Source organism: Litchfieldia salsa, assembly GCF_900104555.1.
GTDB classification, from domain to species: Bacteria; Bacillota; Bacilli; order Bacillales; family Bacillaceae_L; genus Litchfieldia; species Litchfieldia salsa.
Window position 1 is genome coordinate 1 of record NZ_FNJU01000005.1, and the last position, 15,575, is coordinate 15,575.

A 15,575-nucleotide genomic window follows, 5' to 3' on the forward strand; every position below is an offset into this window, starting at 1 on the left:
TAGTGATTTGACTTATGACCCCGAGGGGCTAGGCGCTGGAGCTAGACACCTAAACTAAGTATAGACCTTAATACTTTTTCCCTAACCTTTTTTTCTTTACGCCTTACTTTTATGTCTTAGTGATTCGGGTACATACACACAATATGGTTCACTTTCCATATAGTCCCCTGTCATCGCATAGGCACGGGAGCGTGAACCTCCACACACATAACGATACTCACATACTCCACACTTCCCTTTATATAAATCAGGATTTCTTAACTCCTGGAAGATTGGTGAATTCCGATAGATCTCTGGCAAAGGAGTTTCACGGACATTCCCTGCTTTAATTGGTAAGAGACCACTTGGGAATACATCACCAATATGAGATATAAAAACAAAGCCATTACCATCGTTTACACCTTTTGGTGCTCTGCCAAGTCCATCAAATGATCCTGTTTTGCCTTCCATAAGCGCATCTCTATATTGCACTTTTGTTTTTTCAACTGTTGTCTCTTTCATTTTCGACTGTATTACCACTCTACGGTAATGTTGTGCAGCGGTTGTTTTTATATCAAACTTGACTTTCTTACTTAGCTGATAAAGCCACCTGAAAACTTGTTCATGTTGAACAGGCGAAATCATATCCTGTTTTTTCCCACGTCCAGTTGGTACTAGGAAAAACACACTCCAGAGCACACATTCAAGCTCTTCAACAAGCTTAGCCATCTCTTCAAGCACATCAATATTGTAAGTTGAAATAACCGTATTTATTTGGATTGGAATTTCCAGTTCATGTAAATACTTTATCGCATTCATTGTTAAGTCAAACGAACCACTTGTCCCTCTGAAATGGTCATGGATTTCGGCAGTTGGTCCATCCAAACTAAATGCCCATCTTGAAAGACCAACTTCTTTTGCTTTTTCGATCGCTTCTTTTGTCACATTTGGTGTAGCACTTGGTGTCATTGAGACTCTGACACCTTTCTTTATTGCGTATCCTGCAATCTCATACACATCCGGTCTCATCAATGGATCCCCACCCGTAAATACAAGCATTGGATTATTCATTGAATAAATATCATCTATTAATTGTTTACCTTCTTCAATTGTTAATTCGCGTGGATCGCGGAGATATTGTGCTTCTGCACGACAATGTAAACATTTCAACTCACAAGCTCTGGTGAGCTCCCAAATGACTATAAATGGATCATGATTAAAATCTCTATCAAACACGAGGAACAACCTCCTTTGCCTTAATAGAGATATTGTAGCATTCACATTTCAATCGGTATGTTAAACAAATCACACAGATTCAGCTCAAGAGAGATTTTCTAAGTCAGTGAAGAAATTAATATTTTTAAAATGTTCTTCAGAACATCCTAAAACATCCTCTTTCAAGTATAAAACATTGCATTCTTCTAATAATGCAGTCATCTTTAGTACGTTCTGATCAAGCAATTTCTTGATACTCATTTCAGTATGTGCTGAATAAACGCCAATTAATGGTTGAAGTCGATTCTTTATCACTGGTATCACTGCATCTAAATCGTCATCTCGATGATTAAGTAACGTTTTGATAATACTCTGTTCCATTTTTGGTGTATCACATGGTAATACTACATACCAATCACCACACATTTCTTTCATTCCAGAATAGATGCCAGCAAGTGGCCCCAAACCTCTATATATCGGTATATCCTCAATGACTTTTACATCTACCATGTCTTCAATACGACTTTTCAATCTAGGATGACTGATAATGACTACTTCATCACAACACTCCGTTAAAATTTGAAATGAATGCTGAAATAAGTAATTATTGTTAAAGCGAGCAAACGCTTTTTCCCCTCCATAACGCCTTGATTCTCCACCTACTAACAAGATACCAATGGTCTTTCTATATTTATTCATGCTCACCATCCATCCTCAGGTTTTGTCTAATAAAGTGTCTGCTTTCGAATAATTGTTGCTTTAAATCCGCAGGCTGAATACACTCCGCGTCCTGCGGGTGACCCGTGAGCCTCCTCGTCGCAATTGCTCCTGTGGGGTCTCACTTTGGCCACTGATCCCGCTGGAGTCTACGTGTATTCAGCCTGCTAGAAACTAGCATTCCAAACCAATAAAAAAGAAGGTTATCATCTTGACAACCCTCCTTTAACAAGCTTAGTCTCTTACACCTAATGCAATCTTTGCATATCTAGACATTTTATCCTTTGACCATGGTGGATTCCAAACAATATTGACATCTACCTCTTTAATCTCTGGTAGATCTGCTAACACAGCCTTAACATTTTCAGCAATCGTACCTGCCAATGGACATCCCATAGATGTTAACGTCATTGTTACTGTAAGAATTCCTTCATCATCCAACTCTACACCATAAACTAATCCTAAATTAACAATGTCTACGCCAAGTTCTGGGTCATTAACTGTTTCTAATGCGCCCATAATATTTTCTTCTAATGCCTTATCCAAGTTTAGCCCTCCTTTTTGTTACATTCTATTTTAAGTATAACGAAAATAACTGAATAACCAAAGTAATACGGGTCACAATTATAGGTGTGTCTTGAACCATTCTACCGTTTCAAGCAATGCTTCCCTTGATACTTTATGACCAACTTTTGGATCTTCAATAAATTTGAGTTGATCTTCTTTACCTTCATAGTATGGTAAAATTCTTTTATAAAAATCAAACGTATATTGATATGGAACAACTTCATCTTGTTTCCCGTGCCAAAACAAAATAGGACGACCTTTTAGTAACTCTGGTTGTTTACCTAAATCAAATTCTGCAAGTTCCGCTATTTGCCTTTCTAATTGTTGATCACTAACCGGGAGTGTATGCCCTTGCTGTTTAATCCCAGCAATTAACCCACGACAAAAACCCTCATAATGTGGGCTTCCCATTAAACTAACTGCAGTATTAACCCACTCATACTGAGTCAGTGCCCCAAACATTGTAATAGCACCCATAGATGTCCCCGCTAACCCAATACGATTAACATCTACTAAATCTTGAGCTACAAGCTCTTCTTTCATAAATGACAATTCTTTAATATTTTGAAGTACGATATCCCAAAATTTAAAGGTCAATTCTTTTCCCTGTCCTTCTAATGCACGTTCACCATGATAGAGTGAATCAGGGAGGATTACTCTATACCCCTCTTCTGCCAAAAGATAAGCAAAATGCAGGTTATGCTCCTTCGCGCTTGTAAAACCATGTATAAAAAAAATAAGTGGTAATTTTTGTTGTTGTAAATGTTCCTTTACTATATGTAAAGTGGGTATTTGTGCAATTGTTTTATTTTCAATAATAACCATCTGACTTTGCCCCTTTAGGAAATACTTCTAAGTGTAAAACATATACATAGTTTATCATGGACAAAATAAAGATGGAAAAAATATGCATTAAAACATTTGACGTTTGCCATCGTTATTGCTTAAGTTAGTATTACCAATACATTCTTAAAGGAGCTTCTCCTATGCCTAAAAAACAACATTTAATTGCGTTAGACCTTGATGGAACATTATTAAGTGACAATAAAACCATTTCTGACCGTTCAAAAGCAACGATTAGCAAAGCTCGTGAAGAGGGTCATATTGTCATTATTTCAACCGGTAGACCTTATCGCTCCAGTGCAATGTATTATAAAGAACTTGGCCTGAATACACCGATTGTGAACTTCAATGGAGCTTATATCCATCACCCATTGAATAATAAATGGGGGGTTTATCACGAACCATTAGAACTTCAAACAGTTAAAGAAATCGTTGAAGCGAGTGAGGCCTTTGAAGCACATAATATTTTAGCCGAGGTCATTGATGATGTGTATTTCCACTACCATGATGAGAAGCTTTTAGACATTTTTAGTCTGGGAGATCCAACCACTCAAACTGGTGATTTGCGCCAAATTCTTCATCATGATCCAACAGCATTATTAATTCATCCTAAAGAAGACAATGTTGAACATATTCGCAAGCATTTATCTGATGTCCATGCAGAGGTCATCGACCATCGGAAATGGGGTGCCCCCTGGCATGTGATAGAAATTGTGAAAGCTGGGATGAATAAAGCCGTCGGACTAAAACGAATTGCTGAGGATTTTGGTATTCCTAAAGAGCGAATTATTGCTTTTGGTGATGAAGATAATGATTTTGAGATGATTGAGTTTGCTGGCCACGGGATTGCTATGGGAAATGGGATTGAACAATTGAAAAACATAGCGAACGATACTACTCTAACTAATGAAGAAGACGGTATAGCTATATACTTAGAAGATTTTCTAAATCTTTCATTAACTAAATAGCACCAAGGATTCCCTTTCATAAAAAGCGGAAAAAGACACAAAATAATATCGACGCTTAAACAAAAAGCGTTGCTGTTCTTAGCTTAAAAAGGGGGAATTACGAATGGGTAAGAGTAATAAATCGAAGCGATTTGTTAAAGATGGCGTGGATTCTCTTCAAAAGTATTCAGAGCGTTTCCCTTATCATTCGACACTAGCAGAAGCTGAAGAAAAGAAAAAACAAAACGTAGAAACTTCCTCATATGGAGGGATATAAAAATGGCTAATCCATTATTTCAACAAGCTCGTGAGACGGTTGCAATTGCAGAAAAAGCACAAGCTGGTCAGGTGGACTTATGTCCTATTGAAGCAATGAATGTTGCCAAAAATGCGTTATCTTCAGCGTTTGCGAATTCTACCACTGCTGAGAAAGAACAGCTGCATGACCTTCAAGATCGATTAGATCAATTACAATAATCAAATGTGGGCTGTCCTATTTTTAGGACAGCCTTATCAATTCTTATTGAAACTGCTCTAATTTAGCGTGATAAGTATTAACAATCGAACCATCATTAGCACTTCTTTCAAATAATTGAAGAGTTAAAGTACCATTTGAAGGAAGTTTCTCAAGCGGAATTGTTAGGTTTATTTCAAAAGCGGACCAATTTGGAGCTCCTTCTTTTGTTAAAAATGGAGTTTCTTGTATCACATACTCATGACCATCTTCTACAGAATAGAAAAAGCTGCCTTCGAAGACTCTTGCTTCCCCTGTTACCTTATATTCACCATTACCACCCATTACTTGTATATTACGAAATGCCACATTTTCTTCAGGAACACTTACCTTAGTTTCAGCTTTAAGTGTATGTGCAACAGGTACTTTAACTCCATTTATTTGTGAAGCGATAATTTCAACAGTTGCAGTATATTCACCACTTGGGACTCTTTCGCCTGTTTGTTTATAATCCCATACCTCTTGCCAAGAAACCTCTTCACCAGCTTTAATCTCAAGATCTTGAAGAGCCATGATGAATGACTTATCAATTGAATATCGATAAACCTCCACGCCTTTAGTATCTTTTATATAAATTTCATACTTTTGTCCAGAAGTGAAGGTTAAATTAATATCCTCTTCACTTGTGTTTTTTACAGTAATTGTAAAAACCGCTTCTCCTGCACTAGCTTTTGATTCAATCGTTGCATCAAGATTGCTTAACAATGCATCAACATCTCCAGTCACTTCTTCAGCCGGGACTTCAGAAGGATTATCCTCAACCGTACTACCATTCACCGGGATTTCCTTTTGTGATTCCTCGGTTATGTTTTCACTCGTCCCACAACCAGCAAGAACTGTACCAAGCACCAACAGTAAAAGAAAGATTTTTTTCATTATAATTGCCTCCTTTTTAACTTAGTCGTAACTTATGATAAAAGGTTACGTTTCTTTTCGAAAGAAACCAAAAATGCCTGTAGTCTGAACGATATTAGTAAATGCGTTCGGATCAACCGATTTAATTACTCGTTCTAAATCAAAAAGTTCATATCTTGTTACTACTATTATCATCAGGTTTTTCTCTTCATTTGTAAATGCCCCTTTTGCTGGAATTAGGGTAATTCCTCTTACCAATTTTTCATGTATTGCTTTTTTTAGTTCCTCAGCTTTCTTTGTAACAATCATGGCTGTCAACTTTTCATGACGTGTGTGAATGGCATCAATTACTCTTGTAGACACATAGATAAACACCAAAGTATATAAGGCTTTTTCCCAACCATACAAAAAACCAGCAGTCAGAATAATAAACGAATTCATAGTAAAGAAGTATGTACCAATTGGTTTATCCTTTTTTCTAGATAAAATCATAGCGACTATATCTAGCCCACCGGTTGAAGCTCCCCATTTTAAAGTGAATCCCACTCCAATTCCAATTATTACTCCACCAAAAACAGCATTCAGAATAATATCGTCGGAAAGCTTATATATTGGGACTATTGAAAGAAATAATGTTGTCGCAGCTACGGAAAGAAAACTATAAATTGTGAACGATTTCCCTATTCTTTGCCAACCAATAAGAGCGACGGGAATATTTAACATTAATAGTAAAATACCAGTCGATAGATAAAATGGCGAGTATACCTCAAGCGTTCGCGAAATGAGCTGTGCCACACCGGTAAAACCACTTGAATATACATCTGCCGGGATTAAAAACATATTAAGAGCTATTGCATTAAGTAATGCCCCTAAAATAACGACAATCGCTTTTTTAATCTGTAATGTAACCATTTATATCAGACCTCCCTTAGGATTCTTTATAGTTTGGACATTTCTTTTATTATTTAGCCTTTTTCGTAATATTAATAGAGAAAGATTGTTTTTTTTCTTTAATCTAGCTACACTAAACAAAAGAGCCATTATTTTATAATCATTGTTAAGAAAATCTTGAAAGAAGGCGATGGAATGAACGTTAAAATACTTGCAGATAGTGCTAGCGACTTGCCATTAGATTTTTTTAAAAATTCGAATGTAACCCTTTTCCCACTAGGTGTTCATTTAGATGGTCAAGACTTTCTTGATTTAGTTTCCATTAATCCAGGTGAAGTTTATGCAAAAATGAGAAATGGAGCGGCACCAAAGACGACACAAGTGTCTCCCCATTTCTTTAAAGAGGAATTTCAAAAGTTAGCTAGCAACAAACAATCTGGTATTTATATTGCTTTTTCATCTGAGTTATCAGGAACTTATCAAACAGCTCTGATGATGAAGCAGGAGGTATTGGATGAATATCCAGATTTTGATTTAACCATTATCGATACAAAATGTGCATCTCTTGGATTAGGACTAGTTGTTCAGGCTGCTGCTGAATTAGCAACTAAAGGGGCTTCTAAAGAAGAAATCATAAACGTTGTTAAGGATAAGGCCACACATATGGAGCACATTTTTACTGTTGATGATTTAGAATATTTAGCAAGAGGTGGAAGAGTAACAAAAACCGCTGCCTTTGTTGGTAGTTTATTAAATATCAAACCGATTCTTAATGTTGAGAATGGAAAACTAATACCACTCGAAAAAATTCGTGGGAAAAAGAAAGTCATAAAACGCATTTTAGACATTATTGAGGAACGCGGGACCAATTTGGAAGATCAAACCATTGCGATTAGTCATGGTGATGATTTTGAAACGGCGAACGAATACAAACGTCTTATTGAAGAAAAGTTTGGATGTAAGTCTGTGTTCACAAATATGATCGGTGCATCTGTAGGTTCACATGCCGGTCCTGGTACAATTGCGATCTTCTTTTTAAATCAAAATCGATCCTAGAATACTACATACTTTATACACCAGTGGAAATGCTAACATCGAAGTAGTTAGTAACTTTAAGGGAGTGTAATGTATGTCTAAGACTAGTGATAATGATAAAAAAGCTAAAGATCATAATGCGATGAATCATGAAAAAAATATGTTAGCCGAAAAAAATCGTGAAATGGGAAAGCATCAGTATTCTAAGAAAACAGATCATCTATAAGAAAAGCGCAAGCGCCTGTTCAGCCCCGACAGGCATAAGGCAAATCACGTAGGAAATCTTGTTTTCCGTAGTGATTTGACTTATGACCCCGAGGGGCTAGGCGCTGGAGCTAGACACTAAAACTAAGTATGAAACTTTTATGTTTTCTTGCAAAAAACAAAAGAGCAAACCGCAAAGGTTTGCTCTTTTCTCTATTCTTTTTTAAAGTATGTCCATCCATCTTTTTGGTAGACCTTGCCGTCCTTCATCAATCTGCCTAAAGCACGTTTAAAAGCACCCTTACTCATTTGGAATCTCTCTTGAATATCGTCAGGATCACTCTTATCCCAGTATGGCATTGCCCCGTCCCTGCTTTCCATATATGAGAACAATTGCTCTGAGTCACTATCAAGTAGTTCATGTGTTCTTCCTAATAGTGATAGGTTGACCGAACCATCCTCTTTAACATCAATAATACGACCTTCCACTTTTTGACCAAGACGAGGCTCTTCACGTCTCTCTGTTTCATGGATAAAACCGATGTATCCTTCTTCTGTTAAGACAAATGATCCGACTAATAATAAACGATATACAGTGCCTGATACATTTTTATTAAAATCATTTTTTGATGCAGGTTTAGAGACTGTTCTAATTACATCTTCTGTTGCAAGCTTACCAAATAAACGACCATTCTTATCTGTTTTTAAGCTACAAAACAGCATATCTCCTTTTGCAGGCCATATATGATCAACACCTGGTAAATCATCCTTTGAAACTAATACATCTTTACTAATGCCAATATTGACAAAAACACCGAGGCTTGGCTTCACTTCTACAACTTCAACCCAATCATAAATACCAATCTGCACCTTTGGTATTGTCATTGTGGCTGCAAGTCTCCCTTGATGGTCTTGATATAAGAACACTGTATTGCGGTCATCTTCATTAAAGTCCTCTGTGATATCTTTCTTGTGGAGTAGAACATCCTCGTCCCCATTCGTCAAAAAAAAGCCAAATGGTGCATCTCGATCCACCATTAAACTAACTACAGTTCCAGCTTGTAATTCATCCATATATGTAAGTCCTTCTTTCTCTTAGTTCTCTTATTAAAATCGTAACCCAATTAAGAAGCTATTATAACACTTTTTTGGTATAAGTTGTTCTTCCTGCATTATTTTACTATAATCAAAGATAAGAAAAGTATACGGAGGTAAACTATGTCAAAAGAAAGCTCATTTGATATTGTATCAAAGGTAGACTTACCAGAAGTCTCCAACGCAATAAATATTGCCCTAAAAGAAATTAAAACCCGCTATGATTTTAAAGGAAGTAAAAGTGATATTAGCCTAGAAAAAGAAGAATTAGTTCTCATCTCTGACGATGACTATAAACTTGAACAACTTAAGGACGTGCTTGTTTCAAAATTAATTAAACGTGGTGTGGCAACAAAGAATATTCAATATGGAAAAATTGAGGGTGCTACAGGTGGAACCGTCCGTCAAAAGGCAAGTCTTGTTCAAGGAATAGATAAAGAAAATGCAAAAAAGATAAACACAATTATTAAAAATAGTGGGCTTAAAGTTAAAAGCCAAATACAGGATGACCAAATTCGGGTCAGTGCCAAAAGCAGAGATGACCTCCAACAAATTATTTCTGCAATCAGAGAAGCAGACTTACCGATTGATGTGCAATTTCTTAACTATCGTTAAGAAAAGCGTAAGCGCCTGTTCAGCCCCGACAGGCATAAGGCGAATCACGCAGGAAATCTTGATTTCTGAAGTGATTTGACTTATGACCCCGAGGGGCTAGGCGCTGGAGCTAGACAACAAAACTGCATTGAAAAATTCATACCATCATTAACTTATAAAAAGGGAGCCAGAACGCTAAGTTCTCCTCCCTTTTTCTTTTATTAAAATTCACAAAAATAACACATTAGCAAAATATTCTATTGATTTTATTGTAACTTTCAGATAAATTATACTAATAAGCTTTTACATGCTAAAGCATTTAAGCAATACCAAAATTTAATACACCCATTCTTATCAAGAGAAACAGAGGGACTGGCCCAATGAAGTTTCAGCAACCAGTCAATCGAGGGAAAGTCTTACTAGCAAAATGTGAATTTTGATTTTAGGTATAAATATGAAAGCAACTGAGGAAAACTCGTTTTCCTCATCTGCTTTCATATTTATACCGTATTTCAACGAAGTTGAAATTGATGAGCGACGCTCATCAAAAATCAAAATCCACCTGCACCCGCTACAAAGACCTTAACGAGACCCAAGTTGGAATAAAAGAATGGATTTGCAAAAATCCATTCTTTTATTCACAACCACACACCCAACTAGGTGAAAAATCTCCCCTCCATTGACCAGGTGCTAAATCCAGCGAATTGTAAAAAATTCGAAAGATAAGGAGAAGCGAAACTCCAAATTTCAAGTCTTCTTCTTATAGAAGGCTTTTTTTATGTTAGATTATCTCACAAAATACAAGGAGGAACTAATATGGGATTACTTGAAGAATTAGAAACCAAGATTTTAATAGGTGATGGCGCCATAGGTACATTGTTACATTTACATGGAATTGACAGTTGTTTTGAAGAATTAAATCTCTCAAAACCAGACCAAATTAAGTTCATACATGAAGCTTATATCGAAGCAGGAGCTAACGTGATTCAAACAAATACTTATGGAGCCAACTACCAAAAACTCGCTCGGTATGGTTTAGAGGATTCTGTGGTAGAAATAAACAAAGCTGCCGTTACCATCGCTAAGGAAGCAGCAGGTAACCAAGCATATGTGGTAGGTACAATAGGAGGAATTCGAAGCTTTCAGAAAACAACCATTAGTCTCGAGGAAATTCAACGTAGTTTCGAAGAACAGCTGACAGTCTTACTTGACCAAGGTGTCGATGGAATTTTGCTAGAAACATACTATGATTTTGAAGAATTAAAAACAGTTCTTCAAATTGTAAAAAGAGAAACCAATAAGCCTATTATTGCAAATGTTTCACTTCATGAAGTAGGTGTACTGCAAGATGGTACTCATCTTGCAGACGCATTTTCCGAATTAGAAAATCTTGGTGCAGATGTGATTGGGATTAACTGTCGATTAGGCCCACATCATATGATTCGCTCTTTAGAGGAAGTTCCTCTCCCGAAAAAAGCTTATCTTTCAGTTTATCCAAATGCTAGTCTACCCGAGTATGTGGAAGGCAGACTTGTTTATGAAACACATGAAGATTATTTTAGAGAAAGTGCAAGACTATTCAGATTAGAAGGAGTCAGGTTAATAGGTGGTTGTTGTGGAACATCTCCCAAACACATTAAAGCAATTTCAGAAGCATTGAGAGGTTTGCCACCAGTAACTGATAAATCGGTTAAGAATAGACAGGTAGAAATTACAACTGAAGTTAAAATACCTAACCATACAACACCAATCCATGAAATCGTTAAAAGTCGCCGTTCTGTGATCGTTGAACTTGACCCACCTAAGAAACTAGGTGTTCAAAAATTTATACAAGGAGCAAAAGCTTTACATCAAGCAGGTGTTGATTCGGTTACATTAGCTGACAATTCATTAGCTAGTCCGAGAATCAGTAATTTAGCGTGTGGGAGTATTTTAAAACAACAGTTTAATATCAACCCATTAATTCACATAACATGCCGTGACCGAAATTTAATTGGGTTACAGTCACATTTAATGGGGTTACATACACTTGGTCTGAATGAAGTGTTAGCCGTCACTGGAGATCCTTCTAAAATTGGTGATTTTCCGGGTGCAACCTCTGTTTACGATGTTTCATCATTTGATCTTATAAGCTTGATTAAACAGTTTAACGAAGGTATCTCTTATTCCGGGAAATCCTTAGGTCAAAAAACAAACTTCTCAATCGCTGCAGCTTTTAATCCTAACGTTAGACACCTTGATAAAGCAGTGAAAAGACTTGAAAAGAAAATTGATTGTGGTGCTGATTACTTTATTACACAACCATTATATAATGAAAAACAAATCATTGATGTTTATGAACATACAAAACATTTAAGCGCACCCATATATATAGGGATCATGCCGTTAACTAGTGCAAGAAATGCGAACTTTATTCACCATGAAATTCCTGGGATTACTCTATCTCAGTCAATTCGTGAGCGAATGGAAAATGCTGACCAAGATCCACAGAAGGCTCAAGAAGAAGGAATCGCAATCGCAAAGTCATTAATCGATGTTGCATTCGACTTGTTTAATGGCATTTACTTAATAACCCCCTTCTTGCGTTATGAGATGACAGTAGAATTAACGAACTACATCAAAAATAAAGAGCTTGCAGCAATTGAAAGGAAGGTTCATTAATGAGCAAATCAATCATAGAACAACAACTTTCCAAAAAAATCCTTGTAATCGATGGTGCTATGGGGACAATGATTCAGGACGCAAACCTTACAGCAGAAGACTTCGGTGGTGAAGAATATGACGGTTGTAATGAATACCTCACATTGACCTCTCCTGAAACGATTACTAGGATTCACGAGGAATACCTAGAAGCTGGTGCAGATATTATTGAAACGAATACATTTGGGGCAACAAGTATCGTTCTTGATGAATATGACATCGGACATCTTGCCCTTGAGATTAATATAAAGTCAGCTAAGCTAGCTAGAGAGGCTGTCGAAAAGTTCACAAGCCCAAAGTGGCCACGGTTTGTTGCTGGCTCGATGGGTCCAACTACAAAAACCTTATCAGTGACTGGTGGAACTACGTTTGAGGAACTTATTAAAAATTATGAAGAACAGGCCCGTGGACTAATTATAGGGGATGTAGATTTACTTTTGCTCGAAACAAGTCAAGATATGTTAAATGTAAAAGCAGCGTTCATAGGGATAAATGAAGCCTTTCAGAAAACAGGCATTACTCTTCCTCTCATTGTTTCAGGAACCATTGAACCGATGGGAACAACATTAGCAGGACAAAATATTGAAGCTTTCTACTTATCACTAGAGCACATGAAGCCTCTTGCAGTAGGACTAAATTGTGCAACAGGCCCAGAGTTTATGACTGATCATATCCGTTCATTATCAGACCTAGCAAATACAGCCGTTAGTTGTTATCCTAATGCCGGATTACCTGATGAAGAAGGGCAGTACCATGAATCTCCAGAATCTTTGGCACAAAAATTAAAAGCGTTTGTAGACAAAGGTTGGTTAAATCTTGTTGGTGGATGTTGTGGAACGACTCCTGCTCATACACGTGCAATGGCTGAAATTGTAAAAGATATTCAACCAAGAGAAGTCCCAGCCGCTTCACATCCACATGCGGTTTCAGGAATTGAACCGTTAATCTATGATGACAGTATGAGACCTTTATTTGTAGGTGAAAGAACAAATGTAATTGGATCTAGGAAATTTAAGAGATTGATTGCTGAGGAAAAATACGAAGAAGCTTCTGAAGTTGCACGCGCACAAGTTAAGAATGGTGCACATGTTATTGATATCTGCTTGGCTGACCCTGACCGTGATGAACTTGAAGATATGGAAAACTTTATTCAATATGTAACTAAAAAGGTCAAGGTTCCACTTGTGATAGACTCAACAGACGAAAAAGTAATTGAACGAGCATTAGCCTTTTCACAAGGAAAAGCAATCATTAATTCAATTAACCTTGAAGATGGAGAAGAACGATTTGAGATGGTGGTCCCACTAATCAAGCAATATGGTGGTGCAGTTGTTGTAGGGACGATTGATGAAATTGGAATGGCTGTTACAGCAGATCGAAAACTTGAAATCGCTCAACGCTCACATGACCTGTTAGTTAATAAGTATGGCCTAAATCCTAAAGATATCATTTTCGACCCACTTGTTTTCCCTGTCGGGACAGGTGATGAACAATATATTGGTTCAGCGACTGAAACCGTCAAGGGAATTAAGCTCATTAAGGAACAACTGCCTGACTGTTTAACAATCTTAGGAGTAAGTAACGTTTCATTTGGTCTCCCACCTGTTGGTCGAGAAGTTTTAAATGCTGTATATCTTTACCACTGCACTCAAGCTGGGTTAGATTACGCAATTGTTAATACTGAAAAACTAGAACGATTCGCTTCAATAGCTAAAGATGAGATTAAGCAGGCTGAAGACTTATTATTTAATACAACTGATAAAACATTAGAAGATTTCACTGAATTTTATCGAGGGAAAAAGAAGGAAGCAAAAACAACAACAACTAACTTGAATCTTGAAGAAAGATTAGCTTTTTATATTATTGAAGGAACAAAGGAAGGACTTCTTCCAGATCTAGAATTAGCTCTTAAAAAATACCCTTCTCCGCTCGATGTTATTAATGGACCGTTAATGGAAGGCATGGCCACCGTAGGTAAACTCTTTAATAATAACGAGTTGATTGTAGCAGAGGTTCTGCAGAGTGCTGAAGTCATGAAAACATCTGTTGCTTATCTTGAACAATTCATGGAGAAGAAAGATGATAGTGGCAAGGGTAAAGTCATTTTAGCAACAGTTAAAGGTGATGTTCATGATATCGGGAAAAACCTTGTTGATATTATTTTAAGTAATAATGGCTTTAAAGTTGTAGACCTTGGCATCAAAGTGACACCTCAACAATTAATTGCAACTATACAAGAGGAAAAACCAGATATTGTAGGATTATCTGGGTTACTTGTTAAATCAGCACAACAGATGGTGATCACTGCACAGGACCTTAAACAAGCTGGTATTTCAGTACCTATTTTAGTTGGTGGAGCAGCACTTTCACGTAAATTTACAGATAATAAAATTTCCCCTGAATATACAGGACCTGTACTTTATGCAAAAGATGCTATGGATGGTTTATCCTTAGCTAACCGACTGCAAAATAAAGAGCAATATAAAGAATTATTAATTGAACTTGAAGAAAAAAGAACAAAACAACAGGCACTAGCGAAAGAAACTGTCCAAGTATCAAAATCAACCACCGCTGTGTTAACACGCTCAAACGTTTCAACGTCAGCGCCAGTGTTCGTTCCACAGGATACAAAATTACATGTTCTAAAACAGTTTAGCTTAGCACAAATTGAACCATATATTAATATGCAAATGCTGATTGGTCATCATCTAGGTCTTAAAGGAAAGGTAAACCAATTATTAGAAGCAGGCGATGAAAAAGCAACGAAGCTTAAAGAAATGATTGATGAATTAATCTTAAAAGCAAAAACAGATTCCCTTATTAATCCATCGGCTCTTTATCAATTCTTCCCTGCTCAAAGCGATGGGAATAACGTTATTATATATGACCCTGAAAATCATAAAAAAGTGATTAAAACGTTTACGTTTCCACGACAAGAAAAGGGTGCTTTTCTTTGCTTATCTGACTTCTTAAAGTCAGTAGATAGTGGCGAAATGGATTATGTAGGATTTTTTGCAGTTACTGCAGGAAGTGGAGTTCGTGAAATTGCTCAAAAATATAAAGCTGATGGTGACTTCCTGAAAAGTCATGCTATTCAAGCACTAGCTCTTGAAACAGCTGAAGGTCTTGCTGAACGCGTTCATCAACTAATGCGTGACCGTTGGGGATTCTCAGACAGTCCTGATTTTACCATGCAAGAACGTTTTGCTGCTAAATATCAAGGACAACGCTTTTCATTCGGTTACCCAGCTTGTCCTGACCTTGAGGACCAAGAAAAGCTATTTAACCTGCTTCAACCAGAACAAATCGGAATCCAACTAACAGATGGTTTTATGATGGAACCTGAAGCATCTGTTACAGCAATGGTTTTTGCTCATCCAGAAGCTAGATATTTTAACGTTTTATAAATGATTGAAAAG

At 36.9% G+C, this 15,575-nt stretch carries 15 protein-coding genes; 8 read left to right on the forward strand and 7 right to left on the reverse strand.

The genetic code is table 11. The annotated features are described in order from the left end of the window. Positions 1 to 96 precede the first annotated feature (96 nt). From BLQ56_RS11430 to yjfP, 4 genes are all read right to left on the reverse strand, one after another. Positions 97 to 1,215 (reverse strand): TIGR04053 family radical SAM/SPASM domain-containing protein, encoded by a 1,119-nt coding sequence (locus BLQ56_RS11430; RefSeq protein WP_090854014.1) that lies wholly within the window; start codon positions 1,213 to 1,215, stop codon positions 97 to 99. 84 nt (positions 1,216 to 1,299) lie between these two features. After that, positions 1,300 to 1,893, reverse strand: a complete 594-nt coding sequence (locus BLQ56_RS11435; RefSeq protein WP_175490274.1) for a molybdenum cofactor guanylyltransferase — start codon at positions 1,891 to 1,893, stop codon at positions 1,300 to 1,302. 252 nt (positions 1,894 to 2,145) lie between these two features. Continuing rightward, positions 2,146 to 2,457, reverse strand: coding sequence for a metal-sulfur cluster assembly factor (locus BLQ56_RS11440; protein ID WP_090854020.1), 312 nt, complete (start codon positions 2,455 to 2,457; stop codon positions 2,146 to 2,148). Between the two features lie 78 nt (positions 2,458 to 2,535). After that, positions 2,536 to 3,303 carry an esterase gene (gene yjfP, locus BLQ56_RS11445; RefSeq protein ID WP_090854024.1) on the reverse strand — a complete coding sequence of 256 codons (768 nt, stop codon included), beginning with the start codon at positions 3,301 to 3,303 and terminating at the stop codon, positions 2,536 to 2,538. Between the two features lie 161 nt (positions 3,304 to 3,464). On the opposite strand from yjfP, the gene BLQ56_RS11450 reads away from it, so the two are divergent. The 3 genes from BLQ56_RS11450 to BLQ56_RS11455 all read left to right on the forward strand — a co-directional run bounded on the left by BLQ56_RS11450 (position 3,465) and on the right by BLQ56_RS11455 (position 4,745). After that, positions 3,465 to 4,289, forward strand: coding sequence for a Cof-type HAD-IIB family hydrolase (locus BLQ56_RS11450; RefSeq protein ID WP_090854026.1), 825 nt, complete (start codon positions 3,465 to 3,467; stop codon positions 4,287 to 4,289). A gap of 103 nt (positions 4,290 to 4,392) precedes the next feature. Next, complete coding sequence (locus tag BLQ56_RS23515) at positions 4,393 to 4,545, forward strand: hypothetical protein (RefSeq protein ID WP_175490275.1); 153 nt, start codon at positions 4,393 to 4,395, stop codon at positions 4,543 to 4,545. A gap of 2 nt (positions 4,546 to 4,547) precedes the next feature. Further along, positions 4,548 to 4,745 (forward strand): DUF3813 domain-containing protein, encoded by a 198-nt coding sequence (locus BLQ56_RS11455; RefSeq protein ID WP_090854031.1) that lies wholly within the window; start codon positions 4,548 to 4,550, stop codon positions 4,743 to 4,745. Positions 4,746 to 4,788: 43 nt separating this feature from the next. Here the strand turns inward: BLQ56_RS11455 and BLQ56_RS11460 are convergent, their stop codons facing one another. Together BLQ56_RS11460 and BLQ56_RS11465 are read right to left on the reverse strand one after the other, a co-directional pair. Next, positions 4,789 to 5,658 carry a BsuPI-related putative proteinase inhibitor gene (locus tag BLQ56_RS11460; RefSeq protein ID WP_090854034.1) on the reverse strand — a complete coding sequence of 290 codons (870 nt, stop codon included), beginning with the start codon at positions 5,656 to 5,658 and terminating at the stop codon, positions 4,789 to 4,791. Between the two features lie 45 nt (positions 5,659 to 5,703). Further along, the gene (locus tag BLQ56_RS11465) at positions 5,704 to 6,549 is read right to left on the reverse strand and encodes a YitT family protein (protein ID WP_090854037.1); all 846 of its coding nucleotides are present in this window, start codon (positions 6,547 to 6,549) and stop codon (positions 5,704 to 5,706) included. A gap of 174 nt (positions 6,550 to 6,723) precedes the next feature. On the opposite strand from BLQ56_RS11465, the gene BLQ56_RS11470 reads away from it, so the two are divergent. Together BLQ56_RS11470 and BLQ56_RS11475 are read left to right on the forward strand one after the other, a co-directional pair. Next, a complete protein-coding gene (locus BLQ56_RS11470) occupies positions 6,724 to 7,584 on the forward strand; it encodes a DegV family protein (protein WP_090854040.1) in 861 nt (286 codons plus the stop codon). Positions 7,585 to 7,657: 73 nt separating this feature from the next. Further along, positions 7,658 to 7,789: a DUF3941 domain-containing protein gene (locus BLQ56_RS11475; protein ID WP_090854042.1), complete on the forward strand. Its 132-nt coding sequence runs from the start codon at positions 7,658 to 7,660 to the stop codon at positions 7,787 to 7,789. 191 nt (positions 7,790 to 7,980) lie between these two features. Here BLQ56_RS11475 and BLQ56_RS11480 read toward each other — a convergent pair whose 3' ends face one another. Beyond that, positions 7,981 to 8,841, reverse strand: a complete 861-nt coding sequence (locus BLQ56_RS11480) for a CvfB family protein (RefSeq protein WP_090854045.1) — start codon at positions 8,839 to 8,841, stop codon at positions 7,981 to 7,983. Positions 8,842 to 8,985: 144 nt separating this feature from the next. Here BLQ56_RS11480 and BLQ56_RS11485 point away from each other — a divergent pair, with 144 nt between their 5' ends. From BLQ56_RS11485 to metH, 3 genes are all read left to right on the forward strand, one after another. After that, positions 8,986 to 9,477, forward strand: coding sequence for a YajQ family cyclic di-GMP-binding protein (locus BLQ56_RS11485; RefSeq protein WP_090854048.1), 492 nt, complete (start codon positions 8,986 to 8,988; stop codon positions 9,475 to 9,477). A gap of 795 nt (positions 9,478 to 10,272) precedes the next feature. After that, a complete protein-coding gene (locus tag BLQ56_RS11490) occupies positions 10,273 to 12,117 on the forward strand; it encodes a bifunctional homocysteine S-methyltransferase/methylenetetrahydrofolate reductase (RefSeq protein WP_090854050.1) in 1,845 nt (614 codons plus the stop codon). Then, positions 12,117 to 15,563, forward strand: a complete 3,447-nt coding sequence (metH, locus tag BLQ56_RS11495; RefSeq protein WP_090854053.1) for a methionine synthase — start codon at positions 12,117 to 12,119, stop codon at positions 15,561 to 15,563. The genes BLQ56_RS11490 and metH overlap by 1 nt, the downstream gene beginning before the upstream one ends. Positions 15,564 to 15,575: the final 12 nt, after the last annotated feature.

Coding starts and splice junctions, on each gene's coding strand:
- BLQ56_RS11435 (WP_175490274.1), bottom strand. CDS start 1,893: ATGAATAAATATAGAAAGACCATTGGTATCTTGTTAGTAGGTGGAGAA.
- yjfP (WP_090854024.1), bottom strand. CDS start 3,303: ATGGTTATTATTGAAAATAAAACAATTGCACAAATACCCACTTTACAT.
- BLQ56_RS11450 (WP_090854026.1), top strand. CDS start 3,465: ATGCCTAAAAAACAACATTTAATTGCGTTAGACCTTGATGGAACATTA.
- BLQ56_RS23515 (WP_175490275.1), top strand. CDS start 4,393: ATGGGTAAGAGTAATAAATCGAAGCGATTTGTTAAAGATGGCGTGGAT.
- BLQ56_RS11455 (WP_090854031.1), top strand. CDS start 4,548: ATGGCTAATCCATTATTTCAACAAGCTCGTGAGACGGTTGCAATTGCA.
- BLQ56_RS11460 (WP_090854034.1), bottom strand. CDS start 5,658: ATGAAAAAAATCTTTCTTTTACTGTTGGTGCTTGGTACAGTTCTTGCT.
- BLQ56_RS11465 (WP_090854037.1), bottom strand. CDS start 6,549: ATGGTTACATTACAGATTAAAAAAGCGATTGTCGTTATTTTAGGGGCA.
- BLQ56_RS11470 (WP_090854040.1), top strand. CDS start 6,724: ATGAACGTTAAAATACTTGCAGATAGTGCTAGCGACTTGCCATTAGAT.
- BLQ56_RS11475 (WP_090854042.1), top strand. CDS start 7,658: ATGTCTAAGACTAGTGATAATGATAAAAAAGCTAAAGATCATAATGCG.
- BLQ56_RS11480 (WP_090854045.1), bottom strand. CDS start 8,841: ATGGATGAATTACAAGCTGGAACTGTAGTTAGTTTAATGGTGGATCGA.
- BLQ56_RS11485 (WP_090854048.1), top strand. CDS start 8,986: ATGTCAAAAGAAAGCTCATTTGATATTGTATCAAAGGTAGACTTACCA.
- BLQ56_RS11490 (WP_090854050.1), top strand. CDS start 10,273: ATGGGATTACTTGAAGAATTAGAAACCAAGATTTTAATAGGTGATGGC.
- metH (WP_090854053.1), top strand. CDS start 12,117: ATGAGCAAATCAATCATAGAACAACAACTTTCCAAAAAAATCCTTGTA.